Consider the following 22,122-nt stretch of genomic DNA (forward strand, 5'->3'; position numbering starts at 1 on the left):
CTTTATTTTTCAGAGTGTTTGCTATGTACGATGCTTCTTTGTGGCAGCCCAGCGCTGATATGTCTATCTTGCAAAAACGCGCGCAGTTACTGAAAGCCATTCGCGCTTTCTTTGATGAGCGCGAGGTGATGGAGGTGGATACTCAATGTTTGTCACTGGGTAGTATCACTGATCCACATATTGAAGTGTTAACCAGCCAGACACGCTCCCAAGGCCAAGACTTGACTTATTACCTGCAAACTTCCCCAGAGTTCGCTATGAAACGCTTACTTTGCGCGGGTTCAGGTTCTATTTATCAGTTGGGTAAAGTATTCAGAGCTGAGGATATCGGCCGCCGCCACAGCATCGAATTTACTATGTTGGAATGGTACCGAGTCGGTTTTGATCATTGGCAGTTGATGGATGAGATCCAAGATCTGCTGTCGGTGTTATTGGATGATGCGTCGTTAACGTGTGAACGACTCAGTTATCAAATGGCGTTTTTACGTCACACGGGATTGGATCCTTTCACCGCGACATTGTTCCAGTTGCAAACATGCGCTCATGAGCATACGGAATACGGTTTGCAGGAAGAGGATCGCGATACCCTGCTTGAGTTGCTTTTCTCAAGTGTGGTGGAACCCGTTATTGGTAAATATGTCCCTTGTTTTATTCACAGTTATCCTGCTTCTCAAGCAGCACTTGCTAAAACGCATTTGGATGAAAAAGGCCAGCAAGTCGCAGCCCGTTTTGAGTTGTATTGGCAAGGCATGGAGCTGGCAAATGGTTACCATGAGTTGACCGATGCTAAAGAGCAAGCAAGACGTTTTGCCGAAGACAAAGCAACACGTCAGGCAATGCGTTTGGCGAATCGACAATTTGACGAGCGATTAATCACCGCGTTAGAAAGCGGCTTACCGGATTGTGCGGGTGTGGCGTTAGGTGTAGATCGTTTGTTGATGTTACTGTGTCATAAGTCACACATCGCTGAGGTGCTGCCTTTCGCTCACAATAGGTCGTGAGTGAATATGGGGCTTATGGTTCACATGTATTTTCGGGTAATCCGCTTGTTTTTTGGTCCAGCCAGTCAGATTCACTGACAGGCTCGGATAAATGGTACCCTTGTAAGTAGTCGATGTTTAAATCAACGAGCTGCTGCATCACGGCTTCACTATGAACGAATTCAGCGTGAGTTTTAATGCCTAAAGAATGGGCGAGATTATTGATGTTTTGCACCAGCTTTTGCAATTTCTCGTCCTTATCTATGGTTTTAATAAGGCAGCCGTCTAATTTAAGAATATCGGGGCTGAGTGCGACAAGCTTTTCTAAGTTTGAGTAGCCAGCGCCAAAGTCGTCAATCGCCAGTAAAGCCCCCGCTTCTCTAAATTCATTAATAATCGGACTGATCCATTCGTAATCTTGAATAGATTCGGATTCCGTTATTTCTAACGTGAGACGACCATTCACTTGATTGCGTTTGAAAAATTGACGCAGCGCTTTTAATGTCGCGTAATGCTTGAAATCCAACACCGATAAATTGAGTGATACATGAGTGTTAGGATAATGATTCAGGATGTACTCGCATTTTGTCAGCATGACTAAGGTGACTTTAGCGTAGAGCTGAGTTTGCTTTATTAAGTCTAAAAACAGGGCAGGGCTAACGATTTTATCGTTAATTCTGGCTCTTAAAAGGGCTTCTGCGCCGATTTCCTTACCGGTTTTGCTGTCATAATAGGGTTGGAAATAGGCTAGGATGTCGTCATTTTCTAATGCTTTACGTATTTTTAATATCCATTCCAAATTGTCTTCGGGCGTGGCGTTATCCAATAAGTCGCCATTCCAGCAGATGGGCTGGTTATTCATTTGAGCAAAACGTCGAGCTTCACTGGCTTTGATCAGTAAATGGCTTTGTTCGCAAAGCGGCTGTGCTTGTTGGTCGTACGCCGAGGCAATGCCTACTGATAAGCTCAATGTGAGCCAGTGTTCAATCTGGTTGGTTATGGAGAATTCTTGGCTTTCGATGCTTTCAGCCAGTTGTCGAAACATGCGGTAAATTTTAATCGGCGCAATATCATTTTGGATAGAAACGGCGATTTCATTGGCGGAAAGGCGATAGCAGGTGAACTCTATACCGACCGAGCTGGTACTCAAGCGTCGCTTTAAATATTGCGTAAGTTGCGCAAAAACATCATCGGCGGCGTCATAGCCATATTGCTGGTTGATTAATCTAAAATTGCGAATCCGAAGCACAGCAAGATGATACACATCTTGTCGATTATTGAGTCGACCCAGTAAAGAAAAACGATTCAGCAAACCGGTTTGAATGTCGTAAAGCCAGTCTCTGTTGAGATTGCCTACAGGGTGAATCGACATTGAAGCGTGCTCTTCTTCAAGGTCTTGAAAGGCATTGTCGATCAAATTGAACATGGGTGCTAACGAGGTATGTTCGCTTTGAACCTGAATGGGCGTAATGTCGCGTTTGCTTTCGTTTTGTCCTTCGCTTAATGCCAAATACGTTAAGGCGTGTTGCATGACCTTGGTGCCAAATTGTGTTGAGAAAAATTCACCGAAGCAATAGCAGCCGTGCAAAGGGCGTACTTGATTAAGCAGATTTAATTTGTCCGTTGGCTGGCCATTGATGAAGTCTTCGCGGCTAATGCAACTAAATACCAAGACGCTTTCTGGGCGTTGTTCGTTAAGACTTTGTATTTTAGGCAGAGTAGAATGCAGCGAGTGTGCAGGATGAAAATATAAAAACTTTACCCATGCGCCTTCTGGTAAGGCTTCGCTCATGACGATAGCGCCGTCACTGTGCCATTGTTGTGGTATGGCGTTGACTTCAATATTGTTGTTTACCGTGGTGAGTGCAAACTGATTGGCTACAGATAAGTCGATTTTTTCGCCATTGGTGAGATAGCGTTGATATACTTTTTGTGCAGGTAAATGGTCAATTTTTTTGACAATATTGCCCTCACAGGCAGTGATGCGCATGCGTCGACCAATCGCAATGCTGTCGACAAAGACATCACGCTGTTGGGTAAGCTTAGGACAAATAATGCCTACGGCGACCGACCTATCTTGGTATAGTGTGTCTTGATGAAGTACCCAGCTCTGTTCTTGATCAAAGAGACCGGCGCGGCCGCCACTAATGGTCAAGGTATTGCGCTTGGTTAGAGTAAAAAAGGCATCATCGAGCGTGCTTTTTGAATCGATTAAAACAATGTAAACCCTAGCTTGGTCTTTTTCATTGGCATTCAAAAAGGGAGTGAAGAGTTTTTCACCCGATGCGACAGGGTCGTCATTGTCGTAGGGTGCACTGTAATGTGCCAAATGACTTTTTTCAAAATACGAAAAGATAATGGTGGCCCCGTGCTGGTAAACGTGACCATTTGATATGTGGCGTTGGCTTGCCATACCAATACGACAAGCATCAGGAAAATGTTCCGAAAGAGACACCGCCCATTGTTCCGCTTCTTCACGCGAGAAGGCGCCGTAAAGTTGTAATAAATCGGGCGACGCTATACCTTTTAGGCTTTGAGCGAGATCGTCGAACGTAGAACAATGGATACTAGTGGAATGCATTTTTAGCCTAGTTGATAGAAGTTAAAAAAATACGTTCTCTCGGTACATTGTTAAATTTGATTAAGTTCATAGAAAAATACAATGCACAAAATAATCATAGCATGATAGGACACCAACTTGAGTGTAAACAATAAGTTTAATGCAAAAATTGTTGTGACCAATCGTATCAAAAAATACTACATTTGGTTGTCTTTAGTGGTTTTCACCCTCACTGTGTTGGCGGTATGGAAGGGAGGAGAAGCACTTAAGAACCAACGCATTAAGACGTTAAGAGTCGACTCGGCTGAGCAGCTTAGTCAGCTTGCTAGCGTGTTGGAAAGCGCCATAGCAAAGTACCAACATATGCCCACACTCTTGGCGTCCAATGATAGGGTAAAAAAAGCGCTGCGAAATGGTTTAGTTGACGATATTGAGCAGTTGAATCGTGAGTTAGAGCAAATCAACCGTATCACGGAAGCATCGGACAGCTACATTTTAAATACCGATGGTTTGACGATTGCCGCGTCTAATTATCGTGATGTGAACAGCTTTATCGGTGGCAATTTTGCCTTTCGCCCGTACTTTAAAAATGCCATGGAAGGGCAACTTGGGCGATACTACGCACTTGGCACTACCTCGAATTTACGGGGGTATTATTTCTCCTATCCTGTGTATGACCAAGGTGACGTGATTGGTGTCGCTGTCGTCAAAGTCGACCTTACGCAGTTTGAAAAACGCTTTGCAAACCAACGTTATGAATTTTTACTGTTAGATCCTGACAACATTGTTTTTAGTAGTTCCAAAGCCAGCTGGTTATATCGAGTGCTCGGTGAGCTGTCGAGTGCAGATCTACAGCGTATCGCTGACTCTCAGCGTTACTTTGGTCAACGTATTGAAAAACTTACCGTGTATCAACAAACCCCATTTGCTGATGGTTCACAGATTGTCACCGTGTTGGAAAATGCTTCTCAAGACAGTGGAGAGGGGCCGCGTCAATCGTACTTAAAGATGAACCGTCCGATTCAGCTATTGGACTTTAAGGTCGCCACGTTTACGCCACTGAAGACCATAGAGGAAGAAATATCCCTATGGCGAACCATTTTTGCAGGCGGGGTTACCATCACCGTTCTGTTATTCGGTTTGGCCGTTTTACGCAGAAAAATGCTGCGAGAGCGATCTTACGCCAATGAGATGGCACGTCATAATCAGGCTTATATACGGGAAGTGATTCAGAACACGCAAGCAGGCTTGGTCACGCTCGATGAAGAGCACAAGGTCGAGTCGTTTAATCCTGCTGTTGAGCAATTGATAGGGCAACCCTTGGCGCCTTTGGTCGGTCAGCCGTTGAGCGCCTTGTTTATGCCGGAGAATACCAAAGAGCAAGCCCTGATGTCGCGGGAAGGTTTTTTGACCGCCACAAATCATAAACCTAGCAGAGTGCTGACACAGGAGGGGTATTTGTACCATGGTGATCAGCCTTCTGTGCCGGTTGAAATGACTTTATGTGAGATGCAGCTGCCAGACCGACTAAGCTATCTGGTGACCTTTCACGATATGACGGAGCGCAAGCATTATGAACAAGAAATTACCGAAGCGCGGTTAGAATTAGAACAGAGAGTGCGAGAGCGTACCTATGAACTTGAGGGTGCCAACACGCGTTTGCGTCAAGAAATAGAAGAGCACAAAGGCACTCAGCGAGAGCTCATTCAAACGGCCAAATTGGCCGTTCTTGGACAATTAAGTGCCGGTTTAAATCATGAGTTAAATCAACCATTAACCGCCATTAGAGCCTTTGCGGGTAATAGTTTGAAATTTCTCGACCGCGGGCAATATCAACAAGCGCATGCCAATTTGCAGCATATCAGCCAGCTAGGTCAGCACATGGGCGATATTATTGCGCGCTTTAAAGTATTTGCCCGCAAGGGTGATGTACAGCAGGGGCCAATCGCGGTGCAAACGGCGATCATGGGAGGGCTGAAAATCATGGGCCCACGTTACAAAGAAGTGGGTATTGAGCTGGTGGTTACTCCAGACCAAGGCTTTATCGTCAACGGTGATATGGTATTTTTAGAACAGGTGTTAGTGAATTTGCTGGCCAATGCAGCCGATGCCATTTTAGAGGCGCCAGATCATCGGCGCAGAGTGCAGATTGAGCAGACAGCCACTCAGGATCACGTGACCATTTGTGTACATGACTCTGGAAGGGGGTTAAGTGACCAAGCCATCTTGCATTTATTTGAACCGTTTTTTACCTCTAAGCCTTCTGGTTTAGGGTTGGGACTGGGGTTGTCTATTAGCCAGCGTATCGTCGAGGCGATGGGAGGGCGCATCAGTGCCCATAATAGAGACGCAGGGGGCGCTGAGTTTTGTGTTAGTCTACCGCGCTTTCAGTCGCTAGATACATAATCACCTATTTCTACACCCGAAGGGGGAACCTTAATGTCAGAGAGTAAACCGGTCATTGTGATCGACGATGAACACGCGGTGCGGATCGCTATATCACAGACTCTACAGTTGGAAGACTTTGACGTAGCTGAGTTTGCGACGGCTCAAGGCGTGGTGGAGCGGTTGTCACTCGACTGGCCCGGTGTCATCGTTAGCGACATTAACTTACCCGGTAAAAGTGGTTTGGAATTGTTTGAAGAGGTTAAAAAAATTGACGCAGAAATTCCGTTTATTTTAATAACCGGCCACGGTGATATCAGCATGGCGGTAAGTGCCATTCGTGATGGCGCTTACGATTTTATTGAAAAGCCTTTCTCCAATGAAGACTTTTTAGAAGTCGTGCGCAGAGCGTCAGAAAAGCGTCGACTTACCCTAGAAAATCGCAACTTGCGTTTAGAGTTAGCCGCTCATAATGCCCCCGGCCCACGTATTATCGGTAACACACCAGGCATTCACCGATTGCGTCAGGCGCTGTTGCATGTAGCGGATACCGGCGCAGATATTCTTATTCAAGGCGAAACGGGGACAGGCAAAGAGCTAGTGGCGCGCTATATTCATGAGCACAGCTCGCGCCGCCGTCACACCTTTGTTGCCATAAACTGTGGCGCTGTCCCCGATTCTATTATGGAGTCTGAGCTCTTTGGCCATGAAAAAGGCGCCTTCACCGACGCCAAAGCACAGCGTATTGGTAAGCTGGAACACGCCAATGGCGGTACGCTGTTTTTGGATGAAATCGAAAGTATGCCGATGTCGATGCAAATTCGGCTGCTGCGGGTTCTCGAAGAGCGCCGACTGGAGCGCTTAGGTTCCAATACCTCAATAGACCTAGATCTGCGTATTTTGGCGGCGACCAAAGTGGACTTAAAGCAATTGAGCGAAGGGGGTACCTTTCGGGAAGATTTGTATTATCGTTTAAATGTGGTTCGAGTAGACATTCCTCCGTTACGCGATCGAAAAGACGATATTGCCTTGTTATGGCAGCATTTTTGCCTGGTAGCGATTGCACAGTATAAACGTGAGTCTGAACCGCTTTCCGCTGCGCGGATGCACAGCTTGTTGAGCTACGATTGGCCCGGCAATGTGCGTGAGTTGCGTAACCTCGCAGAACGTTATGTCTTGATGGGAGAGGCGGGATCGTTTGAATTTGACCAAATCATCATCAATGAAAATAATCCCGGTGTCATGACATTGCCAGAACAGGTAGAGCGTTTTGAAAAAACCTTGTTAGAACAAGAGCTACTGCGCCAAAAAGGCTCTATTAAAGGCACCATGGATGCGCTGGGTTTACCGCGTAAAACCTTGTACGACAAAATGCGTAAGTATGGTTTAGACAAAGAACTTTACAAACAGTAGCAGCAGGTGTGCTATAAAACCGAAAAGCTATAAAACTGAAAAATATCCCTACATACAAACGCCAAGGCGTTTTTTGCACAGAGGCCGCTTGCCCATACTATGACGTTATCACTGTTGTTATTTGAACAAGTGACCCCAGCGGTTTTTCTGTTGCTGATGGTGGCTTCTGCGCTTGGTTCTTTTTTAACCGCCAGCCTTGGGGTTGGGGGTGGTGTCATGTTGCTGGGCGTAATGGCTCAAGTATTGCCGCCGCAGTTGATCATTCCGCTGCATGGGGTGGCGCAGTTGGGGTCAAATGCAGGCCGAGCGGCAATGAGCTGGCGACACATTGATTGGAGGTTAATTGCGGCTTTTTTACCGGGTGCTGTAGTAGGCGCTCTGATCGGAAGCTTCGTATTAGTGGCGTTACCGCCTGCGGTCATGTATTTGACGATTGCCTTATTTATTTTGTATTTGTGTTGGGGCCCAAAGTTACCCAAAATGGTGCTTGGGCCATGGGGGACCATTTTGGCGGGTGGAGTCACTACCTTTATTACTCTGTTTGCTGGCGCCACGGGTCCTTTGGTAGCGGCTTTTATAAAACAAATTCACGCCGACCGTTTTCGTACAGTCGCGACGTTTGCTATGGCCATGTCATTGCAGCATGTTTTAAAAATCGCCGTGTTTGAAGTCGCAGGTTTCTCTTTAGAGCCTTGGCTGCCACTACTAGCCTGCATGATCGTGAGTGGTGCTTTAGGGACTTGGGTTGGCCTTAAATTGCTAAAACGTATGTCAGACCATTATTTTCAGCGTATTTTTAATATCGCATTGACGCTAATGGCGCTAAGATTAATATGGCAGTCAGTGGAGATACTCGCCATATAGCGATAAGGTTCTACAAGAGGGTAAAAATATGACAAGACAACGACTTCAAGTGCTAGGTCGAGCGAGGTTAGTTGCTCTTATTACCCTTGTTGCTGTGATCTTGGCTATTATCGGCAATGTGGTTATCTCGAAGGTGTTTGGTTTTCAGACGACTTGGTTTGAAGATGTCGTTCGTGCCACATTGATCCCCATGTATCTTGCTCCTCTGCTGTCTTGGCATTTGGTCGGTGGATTTTACAAGTTAGATCGCTTAGAAAAAAAGATGAGCCGACTGGCAAAAATAGACGGCTTAACGTCTGTTTATAATCGTCGATATTTTTATCAAAAAACCAGTGATTGGCTTCTTGATGAATCGAATTGGAATAAGAAATACGCGTTCTTCGTTCTTGATTTGGATTTTTTCAAAAGGGTCAATGATCGCTACGGTCATCTTTGTGGTGATCGAGTGCTTGAGGAATTTGGGGCGATTTTGCAAAGGTTAGCCCCTAGCCCAAATGTCGTTGGTCGGCTTGGCGGGGAGGAATTCGCCGTATTTTTGCCTGATATCAGTCAAAAAGAGGCAGAAAACTTAGCGGAGCAGATTTGTCAGGCACTGAGAGATAGCCTCATTGAGCAGGAGGAAGAAAAGGTCTCATCTACTGTCAGTATTGGCATATCCATGAATAGAAACAACGACCAATCCTCTATTGAGCATGCGTTTAAATACGCAGACCTTGCACTATATGACAGGAAAAAATCAGGGCGAGACGGTTACCGCGTGTATTTTTCTGACACATGAGTTTCCGTTTTCTAAATTTTAACAATCACCTCTTTTTGCTTGTGATGTTAAAGTATCATTTGTTATGAAGCTTAATTATGTCAAGGAAGACAATTATGCCAACTATTTCAATGTTCTATGGAATCATAGTGCGAATGTACTATTTTGATAATCAAAAGCATCAAAGCCCACATATCCATGTGCACTATCAAGATTGCGAAGCGGTTATTGATATCAGAGAGGGATTTGTACTGGAAGGTTCTCTACCTAAACCGAAGCAAAAACTTGTAGATGCTTGGGTTGAAATACACAAGGATGAGTTGATGGCTGACTGGCTGCTCGCGATTAATGGCGAATCCGTTTTTAAAATAGACCCCCTTAAATAAGTGTGCCTTATGAACCCTAAAGTGACTGCAGTTGAACCAATGAACTCTTATATTCTCAGGCTTACGTTTGAGAATAATGATGTCCGCGTGTTTGATGTGTCGCCTTTTTTGGAAAAAGGCATTTTTCAAGAATTAAAAGATGAAAGTTATTTTAGACAGGTTTCCGTAGCGTTTGGTGGGGTTCAATGGCCTCACGAGCAGGACTTCAGTAAAGATACCCTGTATTTATTAAGTTCCCCCGAAACTGTTTCGGCGCCAACTTACTGAAATCCATCATTTTGGTTATTAACGCCCAAAGTACCCTGTGAGATGTTGAATTTTGCTTTATTTTGCTAAATAGCCCTCATGTGGCTTTTTGAAACGCTTTGCACTGTTCGATAAGCGCGTCGATGTTGATGTGTTGTTCGGCGCTGTCGGCGAGGCGGTTGATTTCGGCATCGCGGTATTGGTCGTAGTCGAATGCGGCGGCTTGGTCGACGCCAGCCCAGTGTAGTAAGGCTTGTAGGGCGTCTGGATGGTCGAATATACCGTGTAAATAGGTGCCTATAATCTTACCATCTTCTGATATATAGCCCTCTTTTTCGCCATTTTCGTTATTTTCTCCATTCTCTAAGTTAGCAAAGTGGCGGATGCTGGTGTTAGTTGAAAAGCTTGATACGCCGGAGTGGATTTCGTAGCCCGTGAGTTGGGCTTGTTGTGTCTCGATTTGCAGATAGCCTTGGCGTTGCTTGAGTTGTTTTTCTTTTTCTAACACCGTGGTCATGGGGATATAACCAAAGCCTTTGGCTTGGGTGTTGGCGTGTTGGTTTTCTAAGCCATAGGGGTCGAGTAAGGTGTCCCCTAGCATCTGAAAGCCCCCGCAAATGCCCATGACTTTGCCACCATATCTCAGATGAGTATTCAAATACGCTTCCCAGCCTTCTTGGCGTAAAAACGCTAAATCACTCTGTACACTTTTGCTGCCCGGCAAGATAACAAGGTCGGCAGGCGGTATGGCTTGGTTTGGTTTGACCAGCGTGACTTGCACATCAGGGTGCAGGCGAAGCGCATCCCAATCTGTGTGATTACTGGTGCGAGGCATGACGGGAATAACCACGTTCAATTTGGTGTTGGCGTCCGTTTTGACGGGACTGTGGGCGACCGCGTCTTCGGACTCTAGATGGAAGCCTTTTAAATAAGGCAAGACACCAAGGACGGGTTTGCCTGTGCGTTCTTCAAGCCAGTCTAAGCCTGATTGCAGCAAGCTAATGTCCCCACGGAAGCGATTGATGACAAAGCCAATAACGCGATCTTGTTCGCTAGGGCAGAGCAGTTCCAAGGTGCCAACCAGATGCGCAAAGACGCCGCCTTTGTCGATGTCGGCAATAATAATAACCGGACAATCGATACTTTCAGCAAAGCCCATGTTGGCAATATCGCGAGCTCGTAGATTAATTTCTGCAGGGCTGCCAGCTCCTTCAATCAGTACAGCCTGATATTGATCGGCAAGACGGTAATAAGAATCCAGCGCCGCCACTTTGGCGATGCTTTTGTATTCATGGTAGCCAACGGCATCCATGTTGCCCACGGCTTTACCTTGGATGATGACTTGAGCACCGACGTCGGTATTGGGTTTAAGCAAGATAGGGTTCATGTCGACGTGGGGTTCGAGCCCGGCGGCGTAAGCTTGTACCGCTTGGGCGCGACCAATCTCATTGCCATCTTGGGTCACGGCGCTATTCAATGCCATGTTTTGTGGTTTAAAGGGCGCGACTTGAATGCCTCGGCGGGCAAATAAGCGGCATAAAGCCGTTACTAGGGTGCTTTTTCCGGCATCGGATGTGGTCCCTTGGACCATTAAACTAAAGGCTGGCATTCAGAGTCATCACGCTTTAAATCAATAAGGTGATAGAATTCTACCTCATTGTTCTATTATGTGAAAAACGACCTATATTCATGATCACTTCAATTTTTGACTTTTTAGCGACGAACAGCTTTATGGTGTTGGCGGCATTGGTGTTAGATCGCTTACTAGGCGAGCCCAAAAGCTGGCATCCGTTGATTTGGTTTGGTCGCTGGGTGGATTTGTGTCGCCAGCATATCCAGCTGCCTTTAGACGCGTCTTATGCTCGTCAACGTATGGTTGGGGTCTTGGCGTGGTTGATCGCGGTACTGCCTTGGATATTGATCTTATTCGCTTTATTTTGGTTATTACCCAATTTGTTGAATGTGATTCTGTCTATTGTGGTGCTGTATTTTGCTATTGGTTGGCAGAGTTTGCGGGAGCACGCGTTGGCGATTTATCAGCCGTTATCCGTTGTGTCGCAATCGCCTGGAATGACGACTGAAGAGACAGCTGAAAAACTCGATGAGGCACGTCTTGCCGTGAGTTATATCGTTAGTCGGGATACGCAAAATTTGGATGAGTCTGCCGTTGCAAAAGCAGGCATAGAATCTGTTTTGGAAAATGGCAGCGATGCGGTTTTTGCGCCGATTTTTTGGTTCGTACTCTTGGGGGCGCCTGGGGCTTTGTTATACCGTTTAGCCAATACGTTGGATGCTATGTGGGGGTATAAAACCGACGCTTTGCTGCATTTTGGTTGGTGTGCGGCGCGTTTTGATGATGTGCTGAATTATATACCTGCGCGATTGGTGGTTTACACTTACGCCGCTTGTGGTCATTGGCGGGCGGCTATTCGCAGTGCTCGTCGTCCTTCGGCCCGCTGGAAAAGTCCCAATGCGGGCCCTGTTATGGCCGCTGGAGCCGGTGCGTTAGGGGTTCAATTGGGTGGTGAGGCACCGTATTTTGGCAAAATAGAGACGAGGCCGATTTTAGGAGAGGGTGAAATGCCTAGGCCTAAACATTTAAAAGAGGCCATTTGGTTAGTGGATAAAAGTGTGTATTTATGGGGATTGGTGATATGCCTTTTGATCTGAGTAATAAGCCTGTGAATCTTGAGCTTGCCGCCCCCAAACATGGTGGTGATTTGGTCTATTGGCAACGTAAGGTGGGCAATGAGGCGTTAAATTGGTTGGATTTGTCTTCTGCCTGTAATCGAGAACCGTGGCCGGTTCCTGAGGTGCCTACGGCTTTATGGATGGTTTTGCCAGATCAAACTGAGTTATTAGAGCAAGCAGAGCGCTACTTTGGTCGTCGTCCTAATGCCATAGGGGCTGGATCTCAGCACATTATTGAATCTTTGCCGCCGCTGTTGCGAGAAGGCGCAGGTTTGACCTCTCAAACCGTTTTTGTGCCGCGTGTTGGTTATCAGGAACATGCTTTTGCTTGGCGAAAATGGGGTTATGAGATTGTGTATTATGACGCGTTAGAGGAATTATTGACGCAGCATTGGGCTGTGGCGGTGGTGATTCAACCGAATAATCCGACTGGTGAGCTCGCGTCAGCCGGTACCTTGTCTCAGTTGATCGCTCATGCAGAGCAACAAGACGCCAGTTTGGTGGTGGATGAAGCTTTTATTGATGCGACGCCTGAGTTGAGTGTGTTGAAGCTTCAAGCGTCCGATTTGAGTGAATCTTTGTTTATTATGCGTTCTGTAGGAAAATTTTTCGGGTTGGCGGGTGCAAGAGTGGGTTTTGTTTTTTGTGCGTCAAAATGGCAAGTCGCATTGAACAATTTACTGGGACCTTGGCCTGTAGCGACACCCAGTTTGCATTTGGTGAGCTTGGCGTTGGCGGATACCGCATGGCAATCTCACGCGTTGCAGAATTTGACCGTACGACAAACGGCGTTTGTTGAGCGAGTTATGCCAAAATTGAATACCATTTTTGATTCGCAGGACAGTGTACGAAATGCCTTATTTACGACTTGGTTTCTTGATAGTCAGGCGTATGCAGAGCACGTTTTTACCATGTTGCATCAGGTGGGCGTTCATACGCGTTTAGGGGACGGTTGGATTCGTGTGGCATTGCCTGCGTTGGATGAAATGGACGCGTTAAACCGTGCCTTGATACGCCTATTAAAAACCGCAGGAGATCAAACGCAGGGTTATTCAAGGGGGGAGCTTGCATGAAACATCTTGTTCTCGGTGGGGTGAGAAGTGGTAAAAGTGCGTTTGCGCAAGAGCAGGTAGCGGCTTGCGCAAAGCCTGTGTGTTATGTGGCGACGTCGCAAGTATGGGATGATGAGATGGCGAGCCGGGTTCGCCAACATAAAGACAATCGTCCCAAAGAATGGCAGTTAATAGAAGAGCCGTTGGCGCTTGCCAGTGTATTGGATTCTCTTAATGCGCCTGAACAGGCGGTCATTGTCGAATGTTTTACCTTGTGGTTGACGAATTTATTATGTTTGGAAGACGACGCTCGATTGGAAAGCGAAAAGTGCGCGCTGTTACAAGCGGTTGAACGCTTTGAGGGCGATTTAGTGTTGGTTTCCAGTGAAGTGGGTTTGGGGATTATGCCGATGAATGCCCTAGCTAGGCGTTTTGGCGATGAGGCAGGTGCTATGAACCAAGCACTGGCTAAACTGACCGATCGGGTAACTTTTGTTGCGGCAGGGCTGCCTCTACCGCTAAAATCCTAATCTGGCCTATTCCACCTAATGTCTGCGTGTTTGGTGACTTGTTCGTCACCTTATAGAGTAGATAAAACTAGTAGATAAAACGAACGATAAAAGCGTAGGAGCTTTGAAGATGACCCCTTATTCAAAAGATTTTCCAGTGTCTTGGGAAGAGTTACATAGAAATGCTCGTGCGTTATCTTGGCGGTTGCTAGAGCAAGGTCCTTGGAAGGGTATTATTGCGATTACCCGTGGTGGTTTGGTGCCAGCGGCCATCTTGTGCCGTGAAATGGACATTCGTTTAATCGATACCATTTGTATTGTCAGCTATGGCGCCGATGAAAAGGGGGATGCGGCCATGAAACAAGGGGAACTGAATGTATTAAAAGGTGTGGAAGGCGACGGCGAAGGGTTTATTCTGGTCGACGATCTTGTTGATACGGGTCGAACAGCAGCAAAGGTGCGTGAAATGCTGCCTAAAGCCCATTTCGCGACCATTTATGCCAAGCCTGCCGGTAAGCCATTAGTGGACACCTTTATTACTGAAGTGAGTCAAGATACTTGGATTCGCTTTCCTTGGGATATGGAATATACCTTCTCGACGCCGTTGGCAGATCGCCAGATAAAATAGCGTCCCCATCAGCACAAGTGAGATTTTGTGCGATGACAAGTGACGATTTATTGGTCTGTTTAAACATAAATTACGAGAGTGTTGTAAAATCAAACAAATATTGTGTTTCATTTACACGGTTTTGAGCTAACTTTATTATTAGCTTTGTAGTTACTGCGTACTAGATGACAAGTCGACGTACAAATTTTAAAAGTTAAACCGAATAGGATTAAATTTATGCAGAACGCACTCATTCGTGTTGTTTTAACAGGCATTGCACTGCTGTCAATCGCGCTACCTGCATGGGCAGAAGGCGTCGTGGCTCGAGCACAGTTTTCTACCGATGTTGTCGATAGGGAGCCTGTGGACAATGTAGGTCCTGTTGTAAATGTTGAGTATGGCGAGATTCAACGAGTCTATTTTTTTACCGATTTACGTGATATGGAAGGCAGTCAAGCCATTCACCGCTGGAAACTAGATGGTGAGCTTCAAGCCGACGTGGCTTTTGATATTGGTGGCGACCGATGGAGAGTCTGGTCTAGCAAACGCTTGATGCCTGGGTTTGATGGAACATGGAGCGTTGATGTTGTTCAAGACGGTGAAGTCATCGCTACGCACTCGTTTGATTATGTCGACAGTGAGTAAGGCATAGTGTTGAAGACAACCAGTTTGATGGTTAATGATAAATTTTTTATTGTTGTGAAAGGCTAGATGAAGAGGTTTTATGCCGCATTTACGTGTACGAGGCTTGGCGTTTGACGAGCTAGAATCCATTGCTGATATTTTGATTGAAAACCTTGCTGAAATGACGGATACACCGAATTCGCATTTTACCCTTGAGTTCCAAGCATCGACTTTTTTGGCCGTAGGCGGGGCTTCTCCTGCGTATCCGTTTTTTGAGGTTGTTTGGTTTGATCGCGGTGATGAGGTGAAACGCAAAGTGGCTCTAATGATTCAAGAGTTGGTGCGGCCGCTACTGGACAGCGGGCAAGACATTACTGTGTTGTTTCAGGATGTACAAGGCAAAGACTACTACGAGAATGGCGAACATTTTTAAGGTGCGTTGTTCGTTTAACCTCCCCCTCTTGGGGGAGGTGTTTAATACCCTTCTGTTTCATATTTATCCGCGTTGAAATTCGTACACACTGCCTAGATCCAATATCTTGGTTAACTCATCTAATGCCGTACGGCTTTCATTCAGTAACAGAGGATCTGCGAGATCTTTTTCGTGTAACTCGTCCCGGTAGTGCGCATCCACCCAATTATTTAACCGCTCAAATAAGGCGTCGTTCATCAGGGTGGCGGGGTTGATGGCTTCTTGCTCTGTAGGTGTGAGGGCCACACGCAAGCGCAAACAAGCCGGTCCGCCGCCATTACTCATGCTTTGTTTTAAATCAAAGACCTTGACTTCATTAATCGGTGAAGGCCCTTTGACAAGGCTATTTAAATAAGCCCAAACTGCGGGGTTATTTTCACATTCACCAGGCACAATCAGCACCATGTCGTTGACGTCACGGCTCAATAATTGGCTGTTAAATAAGTAGGATTGAATGCAATCCTGAACTGACACCGCGTTGCTTGGCACTTCAATAAGATGAAATTCAGACGCTCTGTCTCCCCACGCTTTTAGCAGGTCTTGCTTCATTTTCGCTGTGTCTAAGAAGGCTTCTTGGTGATAGAAATGCGCGTTGCGGTTGCCCACGGCGATCACATCATTATGAAACACTCCGGCATCAATCACGTCTGGGTTTTGTTGTGCGTATACAACATGTTCAGGATTCAAACCATGGCGACGTGCTACCGCCTGAGACGCTTCTAAGGTGTGACGAGCCGGGAATTTTTTCGGGCTGGGCGCTTGGCTGTTAAAAGCCTCCATGCCGTACACGAAAAACTCAACACCTTGATCCCCATAGTCGTGGCAGAAACGTGTGTGGTTTGCTGCGCCTTCATCACCAAAATGATCCACGCTGGGCAAGGCTGGATGATGGGCAAAATACGCATCATCTCGAAAAGTGGCTTTCAAAATCGCGCCCGTGGTTTCATGCTCAATAGAACGATGGAACTTGTTCACTAAGTTGGCTGGTGTGAAATGCACGCGCTTATCACGGGTATCGCCGCTTGGGGAGACGGTGGCCGCATTGGCCGTCCACATACAAGATGCTGAGCTAACGGCAGCAAGAATTTTTGGCGACTGTTTTGCGGCCTGTTCTAAGATATGAGCGTCACTGCCTGTAAAGCCTAAGCGTCTTAGGGTTGGAATATGTGGGCGCTCGTGGGGTGCCAAGACCCCTTGCACAAAGCCCAGATCAGCAAGCGCCTTCATTTTCGTTAAGCCCTGTTTTGCCGCAGCTTTGGGATTAGAAGGGCGCGCTGAATTATTCAGAGAAGCGACATTACCAAAAGAAAGGCCGCTGTAGTTGTGGGTAGGTCCCACTAAGCCATCAAAATTGGCTTCTGTCGCTTTGTTCATAATTACCTCGAATATTATACAGTCAATAATAGTTTACAGAGTCAGGCCAGGACCAAGCTTTTCAGGCAAGGTCAGGCTATCCGCTTCAATACTGGCGACTGGGTAAGCGCAATAGTCTGCCGCGTAGTAAGCGCTCGCTCTGTGGTTGCCACTGGCACCGGTACCACCAAATGGCGCATTACTGGACGCGCCCGTTGTTTGACGGTTCCAATTGATGATGCCCGCGCGACTGTGCTGCAAAAACCATTCGTATTCGGCGAGATCATCAGACAGTATGCCAGCGGATAAACCAAACTGTGTGTTATTCGCAATGTCCATCGCTTGCTCAAGCGAGGTATAACGCACAACGGTTAACAGTGGACCAAAGTATTCTTGATCGGGTAAACGCTCCAGCATATCAGTAGCGTCCACTATTCCAGGGGTGATAAAGCCTGTTTGGCTATCGCCACGTGTCATTTCAATGATCGGCGCAGCCCCAAGGGAAACAAGGTTTTGATACGCTTTTAACAAGCCATCCGCGGCTTGAGCCGATACCACAGGCCCCATGAAGGGTTGCTCGGTGGCGTCAAAACGGTCAATTTTAAGGGCCTTGGTCGCCTTCACTAGGGCGTGCAAAATCGCATCGCCATGCTCACCCACAGGCAAAAGCAGACGACGAGCGCAGGTGCAGCGCTGGCCAGCGGAAATAAACGCCGACTGGATAATTTCATGAACCGCAGCGCGCAGGTCAGCGGTTTTTTCTGATACCAATAAAGGGTTATTGCCGCCCATTTCTAGCGCCAGAATTTTTCCAGGGTGACCCGCAAAATCTTTGTGAAGAATATGGCCCACTTGTGGACTACCGGTGAAGAATAAACCGTCAATGCCTGAGTGGTTTGCCAGAGCAACACCGGTATCACGCTCCCCTTGAATCATATTTAATACGCCAGCAGGTAAGCCGGCTTCTTGCCACAACTGAATGATCAAGTCTGACGTGGCGGGGGCTTGTTCGCTTGGCTTAAACACCACCGTATTGCCCGCAATAAGAGCCGGTACTATATGGCCGTTAGGCAGGTGCCCTGGGAAATTATAAGGACCGAATACCGCGACAACCCCATGTGGACGATGGCGTAGGCGTGCGGTAGCGCCAGGCATAGGCGTGGTTTTTTCACCAGTTCTTTCGTGATATGCCTGTTTGGAAATGGCGACTTTACCTACCATAGCGGCGGCTTCGGTGCGCGTTTCCCAAATCGGTTTGCCGGTTTCACGGCTAATAACGGTGGCGATGTCTTCGCTGCGGGCTTTGACCAATTCAGCAAAAGCATCAATGATACTAAGGCGTTCTTCTAACGGGCGGTTTGCCCAAGTAGGAAAAGCCTGACGCGCCGCTTTGATTGCTAAATCGACCTGTGCGACCGTGGCGCTTTTGGCTTGCCATACTAGGCTGGCATCTGCAGGGTCGATAGACTGAACGGCAGGGCCTTCACCTTGTAACCATTGACCATTAATGTAATGTGCTTGTTTCACGGTGACTCCTTGTTAAATCATGGCTAAATATGTATTTGCCGAGTCAGCACAGGCACAGAGTGCGGTTATGTGTGGTGACTCGGCAGTTTCTTTTTAGTGACGAGTTTAACGTCTCGAATACGGAGACAATTCGACGATGCGTATAGGCTCTTTGCTTTCAATACACAAAGCGTCTGCTTCTTCTTGAGTGAGTGTCATGGCGCTGCCAGGCGGCGTCAGGCGTTGTATTAAAATACAGCGGAAATCCTTCACCTTAGCATTCGATACCAGATAGTAATTGCCTTCACTGACGCCTTCTCGAACGTCTTTAGGTTGCCCTATGTTGGCAAGGCACAACCGGCTCTCGCGTACGGCGCGAATATCCTGAACACGGGCTTCTAGGCTTGGACCACCATCAAAAATGTCCACATAGTTTTCATAGCGAAAGCCTTCTTGCTCTAATAAGCGGCGTGCCGGAATGGTGTTCTGATGCACTTGACCTAGTACATCACGCGCTTCTTTTGGCAACAAGTTAACGTACACCGGATTGTTTGGCATAAGTTCAGCAATAAACTGTTTACTGCCTTGAGAGGTGAGTTCATCGGCTTCTTTGAAATCAATCGAGAAGAAATGACGCCCCAAGCTTTCCCACAAGGGTGAGACACCGTTTTCATCACTCACACCGCGCATTTCAGCGAAGACTTTTTCAGTGAAGCGTTCAGGGAATTGCGCCATGAACATAAAACGGGCTTTAGACAATAACTGGCCATTTTTTGAATGACGGTAATTCTCTTCTAAGAAGAGCGTGCAGATTTCGCTGCAGCCTGTGAAATCGTTATTGAGAATCAGAGTTGGTATGGCGTTATGGACCCCAAGCTCCCGAGAAGCGTGGGTAATGGTGCCAAGGTGATAGCTGTAAAATGGCTCATCTAATCCCACCGTGGACAAGATGCCGCAGGTACCAACAACGTCACCCGTGGCCGTGTCTTCTAGCACCATAAGGTAGTCTTCATTGTGGGGCGTGGTGACATTGTCTTTAGCAAATGAACGCACGGCACCCTCAATTTTCTTTTTCAATATCGCTTCGTCTGCGACCAAAGAAGTGAAGCCAATACCTGTTTTGTCTGCAAGTCGACAAAGCGACTCTAGGTCGTTTTGGCAAATTGGGCGTATGACCATCATGATGTTTTGTCCTTTTTTATAATTAAACCGCGTCACGCAGTGTCAAGGTGTGGTTTACAGAGTTACCCATTGAATACGGCTTCCTGAGGAAATGCCCAGTCGCTCTTGGGTGGTTTTTTCGATGCCCAGCCCAGCCGTTTGCGGCTCGGCAGGGGCGGCGGTGACACGAAAATCTTCCAAATGTCCCGCTGAGATCAAATGCATGGCGCCTTTGCAGGTTTCGGTCAAAATAAGGGCTTTGCCCATTTTTTGTTGCGCTATGGTGTGTAAGCTTTCTGTTCTGGCCTCAACGGTAGGGCCAGCATCAAAAATGTCCACATAGCCACGAAACTCAAATCCCTCATCAAGTAAAATGTCGGCGCTCTGACTTGAGTCTTCATGAACTACGCCAATGACTTCTTGAGCGGCTTCAGGCAAGGTTGGTACATAAATGGGATAACGAGGCATCAGCTCAGCAATAAAGTGTTTGTTGCTGACGCCAGACAAGTAGTCGGCTTTTTTAAAGTCCATCGAGAAAAAGTGTCTTCCCAACGCATCCCAGAAAGCCGAATGGCCGTGTTTGTCGTTTTCTCCACGCAGTTCCACAAAAAGGCGCTTAGTAAAGCGTTCTGGATGACGTGCAATAAACAGCAAACGGGCTTTTGATAACAGCGACATCGCGGTCAAGTTTTGATGGGCTTTGTCAACAACCAAGGCAATGAGTCGGCTGGTGCCACTGTAGTCATGGCATAAGAAAAGCGCTGGGATACGGTTATGAATTTGTAACTGAGGTGATGCATGCACCACTTCATCGATACGGTAGCTGTAAAAAGGGGTATCCGCCCCTACTATGGCATCAATACCACAACATCCGACAATCTGTTCAGTTTTGGTTTCTACTAACACAAATAGGTAAGATTCATCCCCAGGTTGTACAACATCAGTCATAAAAGAGCGGCGAGACGAGGCAATTTTATCGTTTAAACGCTCTCGGTTGGCTGGAAAGTTGGTGATGCCAATACCGGCTTGTTGAGCGAGGCGCTCCAAGGCGGGAAGATCCGCAAAATCCGCTGGTCGTACAAGGTACATGCTTTCATCCTACTATTGAGTATCAACTGACGGTATTATCACTGAGTTAATTGGATGGAGTAAGTAGATGAATTCTTTAATTGCGACATTTTTTTCCATTTATTGGTTTTTATTGGTCGAATTTTAAAAAGTTTAACGGGAGTGGACATGAAAAAAGGCGTTTATCGGCATTATAAAGGGGCTCAATATTGGGTAGAACGAGTGGTGACACACAGCGAAACAGAAGAAGAATTGGTGATTTACCAAGCTTTATACGGCGAACAGGGTTGGTGGGCTAGGCCGCTCGAGATGTTCCAAGAGACGGTCAATATTGACGGTGAACAGATTCCTCGTTTTGAGTTTCTAACCGAGACGCCAGTCCCTAGTGACACCGTAAAAACGGAGTCATAAGTCTAGGGTGGCCGTAAGGTTAGTACGTGTTCGTCATCTTAAAGAGTGCAAGGCGAAGTGGGCGGGTGCATCCAGGGCGACTCGCGCATAAAGTAAATAATTTGTTCTCTCAGCCATCGGTGGGCAAGGTCGTTATTGAAGCGTTCATGCCAGAAAATATGAATCGGATGACGGCCTTTATATTCGTCAAGTTCTAATACTTCTTCTGGAATGGGGAGCAGTTTTACCGGATAAAAATGGGCCTTTTCACACATTACTTGGAGAAATAAATCCCCAATCGATCGTGATGTTACTAAAGCCATACCGCGCTTCACCGCCTGCATGGCGACCATTAGGCTATCTGTTTCTAAGTCGGGCTGGATAATATGGCCTTGTTGTTTTAACTTTTGCTCGGTTTTGGAAAAAGAACTGTGGCGACCGCTGCGTAAGTGGTGCGTCACAATTTTATGCTCGAGCAACTCTGTTAAGGTGACCTTATCTTGGTTGAACAAAGGATGTGCTTCACTGAGCACAATGCACGCTTCCATATAGCCCACCAGCTTACTGCGTACATTCCCCGGGGTATCGCTGACGCGCATAATGCCCAAGTCGACATTGCCGGATATTAACTCATCCAGATGAGTGTCGCCCCATGAGCTAATGGATAACCTTAAATGTGGCGCTTGGTACTGTAACGAAGCCAACAAGGGCTCGATAAAGTTTTCTAAGTCGCCCTCATCCACACGCAGTTTAAAGCGTCTGTCCAAGTTTTTTAAATCCAAGGTGTTTGGGCTCATTAACTCTGACAAAGAGCTTAAAATAGGCTGAATTAAATCATGCAATTCAGACGCTCTTGCCGTGGGTGTGAGTCCATAAGCCTGACGAGTAAAGAGTGAGTCTTTAAACAATTCGCGTAAACGTTGCAGACTTTTACTTAGGGCAGGTTGTGTCACATTGAGCCGCTCGGCCGCCCGTGACACGCTGCCTTCTTCCATAATGGTGACGAAAGCGACCAGTAACTTTATGTCCAGTTTCAAAATATCATCTAGGTGCATTGTTTTCTCATAGCTGGGTATGGTTTAGAAAACACCTCATACT

Annotated in this window: 21 protein-coding genes; 14 read left to right on the plus strand and 7 right to left on the minus strand. The window is 46.8% G+C overall.

Annotated features, from left to right (window positions below; genetic code table 11):
• Window positions 1–23: 23 nt before the first annotated feature.
• Window positions 24–1,001, plus strand: a complete 978-nt coding sequence (gene epmA / locus EBI00_RS00525) for an EF-P lysine aminoacylase EpmA (protein WP_123093985.1) — start codon at window positions 24–26, stop codon at window positions 999–1,001.
• A 13-nt stretch (window positions 1,002–1,014) separates the two neighbouring features.
• Here the strand turns inward: epmA and EBI00_RS00530 are convergent, their stop codons facing one another.
• On the minus strand, window positions 1,015–3,561 hold the full coding sequence (locus EBI00_RS00530) for a bifunctional diguanylate cyclase/phosphodiesterase (RefSeq protein WP_123093986.1): 2,547 nt from the start codon (window positions 3,559–3,561) through the stop codon (window positions 1,015–1,017).
• A 117-nt stretch (window positions 3,562–3,678) separates the two neighbouring features.
• On the opposite strand from EBI00_RS00530, the gene EBI00_RS00535 reads away from it, so the two are divergent.
• The 6 genes from EBI00_RS00535 (at window position 3,679) to EBI00_RS00560 (ending at window position 9,612) form a co-directional block, all read left to right on the plus strand.
• Complete coding sequence (locus EBI00_RS00535) at window positions 3,679–5,946, plus strand: ATP-binding protein (RefSeq protein ID WP_123093987.1); 2,268 nt, start codon at window positions 3,679–3,681, stop codon at window positions 5,944–5,946.
• 33 nt (window positions 5,947–5,979) lie between these two features.
• Window positions 5,980–7,338: a sigma-54-dependent transcriptional regulator gene (locus EBI00_RS00540; protein ID WP_123093988.1), complete on the plus strand. Its 1,359-nt coding sequence runs from the start codon at window positions 5,980–5,982 to the stop codon at window positions 7,336–7,338.
• A 99-nt stretch (window positions 7,339–7,437) separates the two neighbouring features.
• The gene (locus EBI00_RS00545; RefSeq protein WP_123093989.1) at window positions 7,438–8,202 is read left to right on the plus strand and encodes a sulfite exporter TauE/SafE family protein; all 765 of its coding nucleotides are present in this window, start codon (window positions 7,438–7,440) and stop codon (window positions 8,200–8,202) included.
• A gap of 28 nt (window positions 8,203–8,230) precedes the next feature.
• On the plus strand, window positions 8,231–8,980 hold the full coding sequence (locus EBI00_RS00550; protein ID WP_123093990.1) for a GGDEF domain-containing protein: 750 nt from the start codon (window positions 8,231–8,233) through the stop codon (window positions 8,978–8,980).
• Window positions 8,981–9,075: 95 nt separating this feature from the next.
• Window positions 9,076–9,345: a DUF4160 domain-containing protein gene (locus EBI00_RS00555; RefSeq protein ID WP_123093991.1), complete on the plus strand. Its 270-nt coding sequence runs from the start codon at window positions 9,076–9,078 to the stop codon at window positions 9,343–9,345.
• A gap of 9 nt (window positions 9,346–9,354) precedes the next feature.
• On the plus strand, window positions 9,355–9,612 hold the full coding sequence (locus tag EBI00_RS00560) for a DUF2442 domain-containing protein (protein WP_123093992.1): 258 nt from the start codon (window positions 9,355–9,357) through the stop codon (window positions 9,610–9,612).
• 76 nt (window positions 9,613–9,688) lie between these two features.
• Here the strand turns inward: EBI00_RS00560 and EBI00_RS00565 are convergent, their stop codons facing one another.
• A complete protein-coding gene (locus EBI00_RS00565) occupies window positions 9,689–11,200 on the minus strand; it encodes a cobyric acid synthase (RefSeq protein WP_123093993.1) in 1,512 nt (503 codons plus the stop codon).
• Window positions 11,201–11,280: 80 nt separating this feature from the next.
• Here EBI00_RS00565 and cbiB point away from each other — a divergent pair, with 80 nt between their 5' ends.
• The 6 genes from cbiB (at window position 11,281) to EBI00_RS00595 (ending at window position 15,507) form a co-directional block, all read left to right on the plus strand.
• Entirely contained in the window at window positions 11,281–12,261 is a 981-nt protein-coding gene (gene cbiB, locus EBI00_RS00570) for an adenosylcobinamide-phosphate synthase CbiB (RefSeq protein WP_123093994.1), read from the plus strand.
• Complete coding sequence (locus EBI00_RS00575; RefSeq protein ID WP_123094431.1) at window positions 12,246–13,355, plus strand: aminotransferase class I/II-fold pyridoxal phosphate-dependent enzyme; 1,110 nt, start codon at window positions 12,246–12,248, stop codon at window positions 13,353–13,355. Before cbiB ends, EBI00_RS00575 begins: the two co-directional genes overlap by 16 nt.
• A complete protein-coding gene (gene cobU, locus EBI00_RS00580; protein ID WP_123093995.1) occupies window positions 13,352–13,864 on the plus strand; it encodes a bifunctional adenosylcobinamide kinase/adenosylcobinamide-phosphate guanylyltransferase in 513 nt (170 codons plus the stop codon). The genes EBI00_RS00575 and cobU overlap by 4 nt, the downstream gene beginning before the upstream one ends.
• 109 nt (window positions 13,865–13,973) lie before the next feature.
• Window positions 13,974–14,471: a xanthine phosphoribosyltransferase gene (gene gpt, locus EBI00_RS00585; protein WP_123093996.1), complete on the plus strand. Its 498-nt coding sequence runs from the start codon at window positions 13,974–13,976 to the stop codon at window positions 14,469–14,471.
• A gap of 216 nt (window positions 14,472–14,687) precedes the next feature.
• Window positions 14,688–15,095, plus strand: coding sequence for a DUF2914 domain-containing protein (locus EBI00_RS00590; protein WP_123093997.1), 408 nt, complete (start codon window positions 14,688–14,690; stop codon window positions 15,093–15,095).
• 79 nt (window positions 15,096–15,174) lie between these two features.
• The gene (locus tag EBI00_RS00595) at window positions 15,175–15,507 is read left to right on the plus strand and encodes a DUF1904 family protein (RefSeq protein WP_123093998.1); all 333 of its coding nucleotides are present in this window, start codon (window positions 15,175–15,177) and stop codon (window positions 15,505–15,507) included.
• A gap of 63 nt (window positions 15,508–15,570) precedes the next feature.
• Here the strand turns inward: EBI00_RS00595 and astB are convergent, their stop codons facing one another.
• The 4 genes from astB to EBI00_RS00615 all read right to left on the minus strand — a co-directional run bounded on the left by astB (window position 15,571) and on the right by EBI00_RS00615 (window position 20,655).
• Window positions 15,571–16,920, minus strand: a complete 1,350-nt coding sequence (astB, locus tag EBI00_RS00600) for an N-succinylarginine dihydrolase (RefSeq protein ID WP_123093999.1) — start codon at window positions 16,918–16,920, stop codon at window positions 15,571–15,573.
• Window positions 16,921–16,953: 33 nt separating this feature from the next.
• Window positions 16,954–18,426 carry a succinylglutamate-semialdehyde dehydrogenase gene (gene astD, locus EBI00_RS00605; RefSeq protein ID WP_123094000.1) on the minus strand — a complete coding sequence of 491 codons (1,473 nt, stop codon included), beginning with the start codon at window positions 18,424–18,426 and terminating at the stop codon, window positions 16,954–16,956.
• Between the two features lie 105 nt (window positions 18,427–18,531).
• Window positions 18,532–19,587 carry an arginine N-succinyltransferase gene (gene astA, locus EBI00_RS00610; RefSeq protein WP_123094001.1) on the minus strand — a complete coding sequence of 352 codons (1,056 nt, stop codon included), beginning with the start codon at window positions 19,585–19,587 and terminating at the stop codon, window positions 18,532–18,534.
• A 54-nt stretch (window positions 19,588–19,641) separates the two neighbouring features.
• Entirely contained in the window at window positions 19,642–20,655 is a 1,014-nt protein-coding gene (locus tag EBI00_RS00615; RefSeq protein ID WP_123094002.1) for an arginine N-succinyltransferase, read from the minus strand.
• 147 nt (window positions 20,656–20,802) lie between these two features.
• Between EBI00_RS00615 and EBI00_RS00620 the strand changes: the two genes are divergently transcribed.
• Window positions 20,803–21,045: a DUF1653 domain-containing protein gene (locus EBI00_RS00620; protein WP_123094003.1), complete on the plus strand. Its 243-nt coding sequence runs from the start codon at window positions 20,803–20,805 to the stop codon at window positions 21,043–21,045.
• A gap of 38 nt (window positions 21,046–21,083) precedes the next feature.
• Here EBI00_RS00620 and EBI00_RS00625 read toward each other — a convergent pair whose 3' ends face one another.
• Entirely contained in the window at window positions 21,084–22,079 is a 996-nt protein-coding gene (locus EBI00_RS00625; RefSeq protein WP_123094004.1) for a LysR family transcriptional regulator, read from the minus strand.
• Between the last annotated feature and the right edge of the window lie 43 nt (window positions 22,080–22,122).

Origin of the sequence: Marinomonas hwangdonensis, from assembly GCF_003721245.1 — a bacterium.
GTDB classification, from domain to species: domain Bacteria; phylum Pseudomonadota; class Gammaproteobacteria; order Pseudomonadales; family Marinomonadaceae; genus Marinomonas; species Marinomonas hwangdonensis.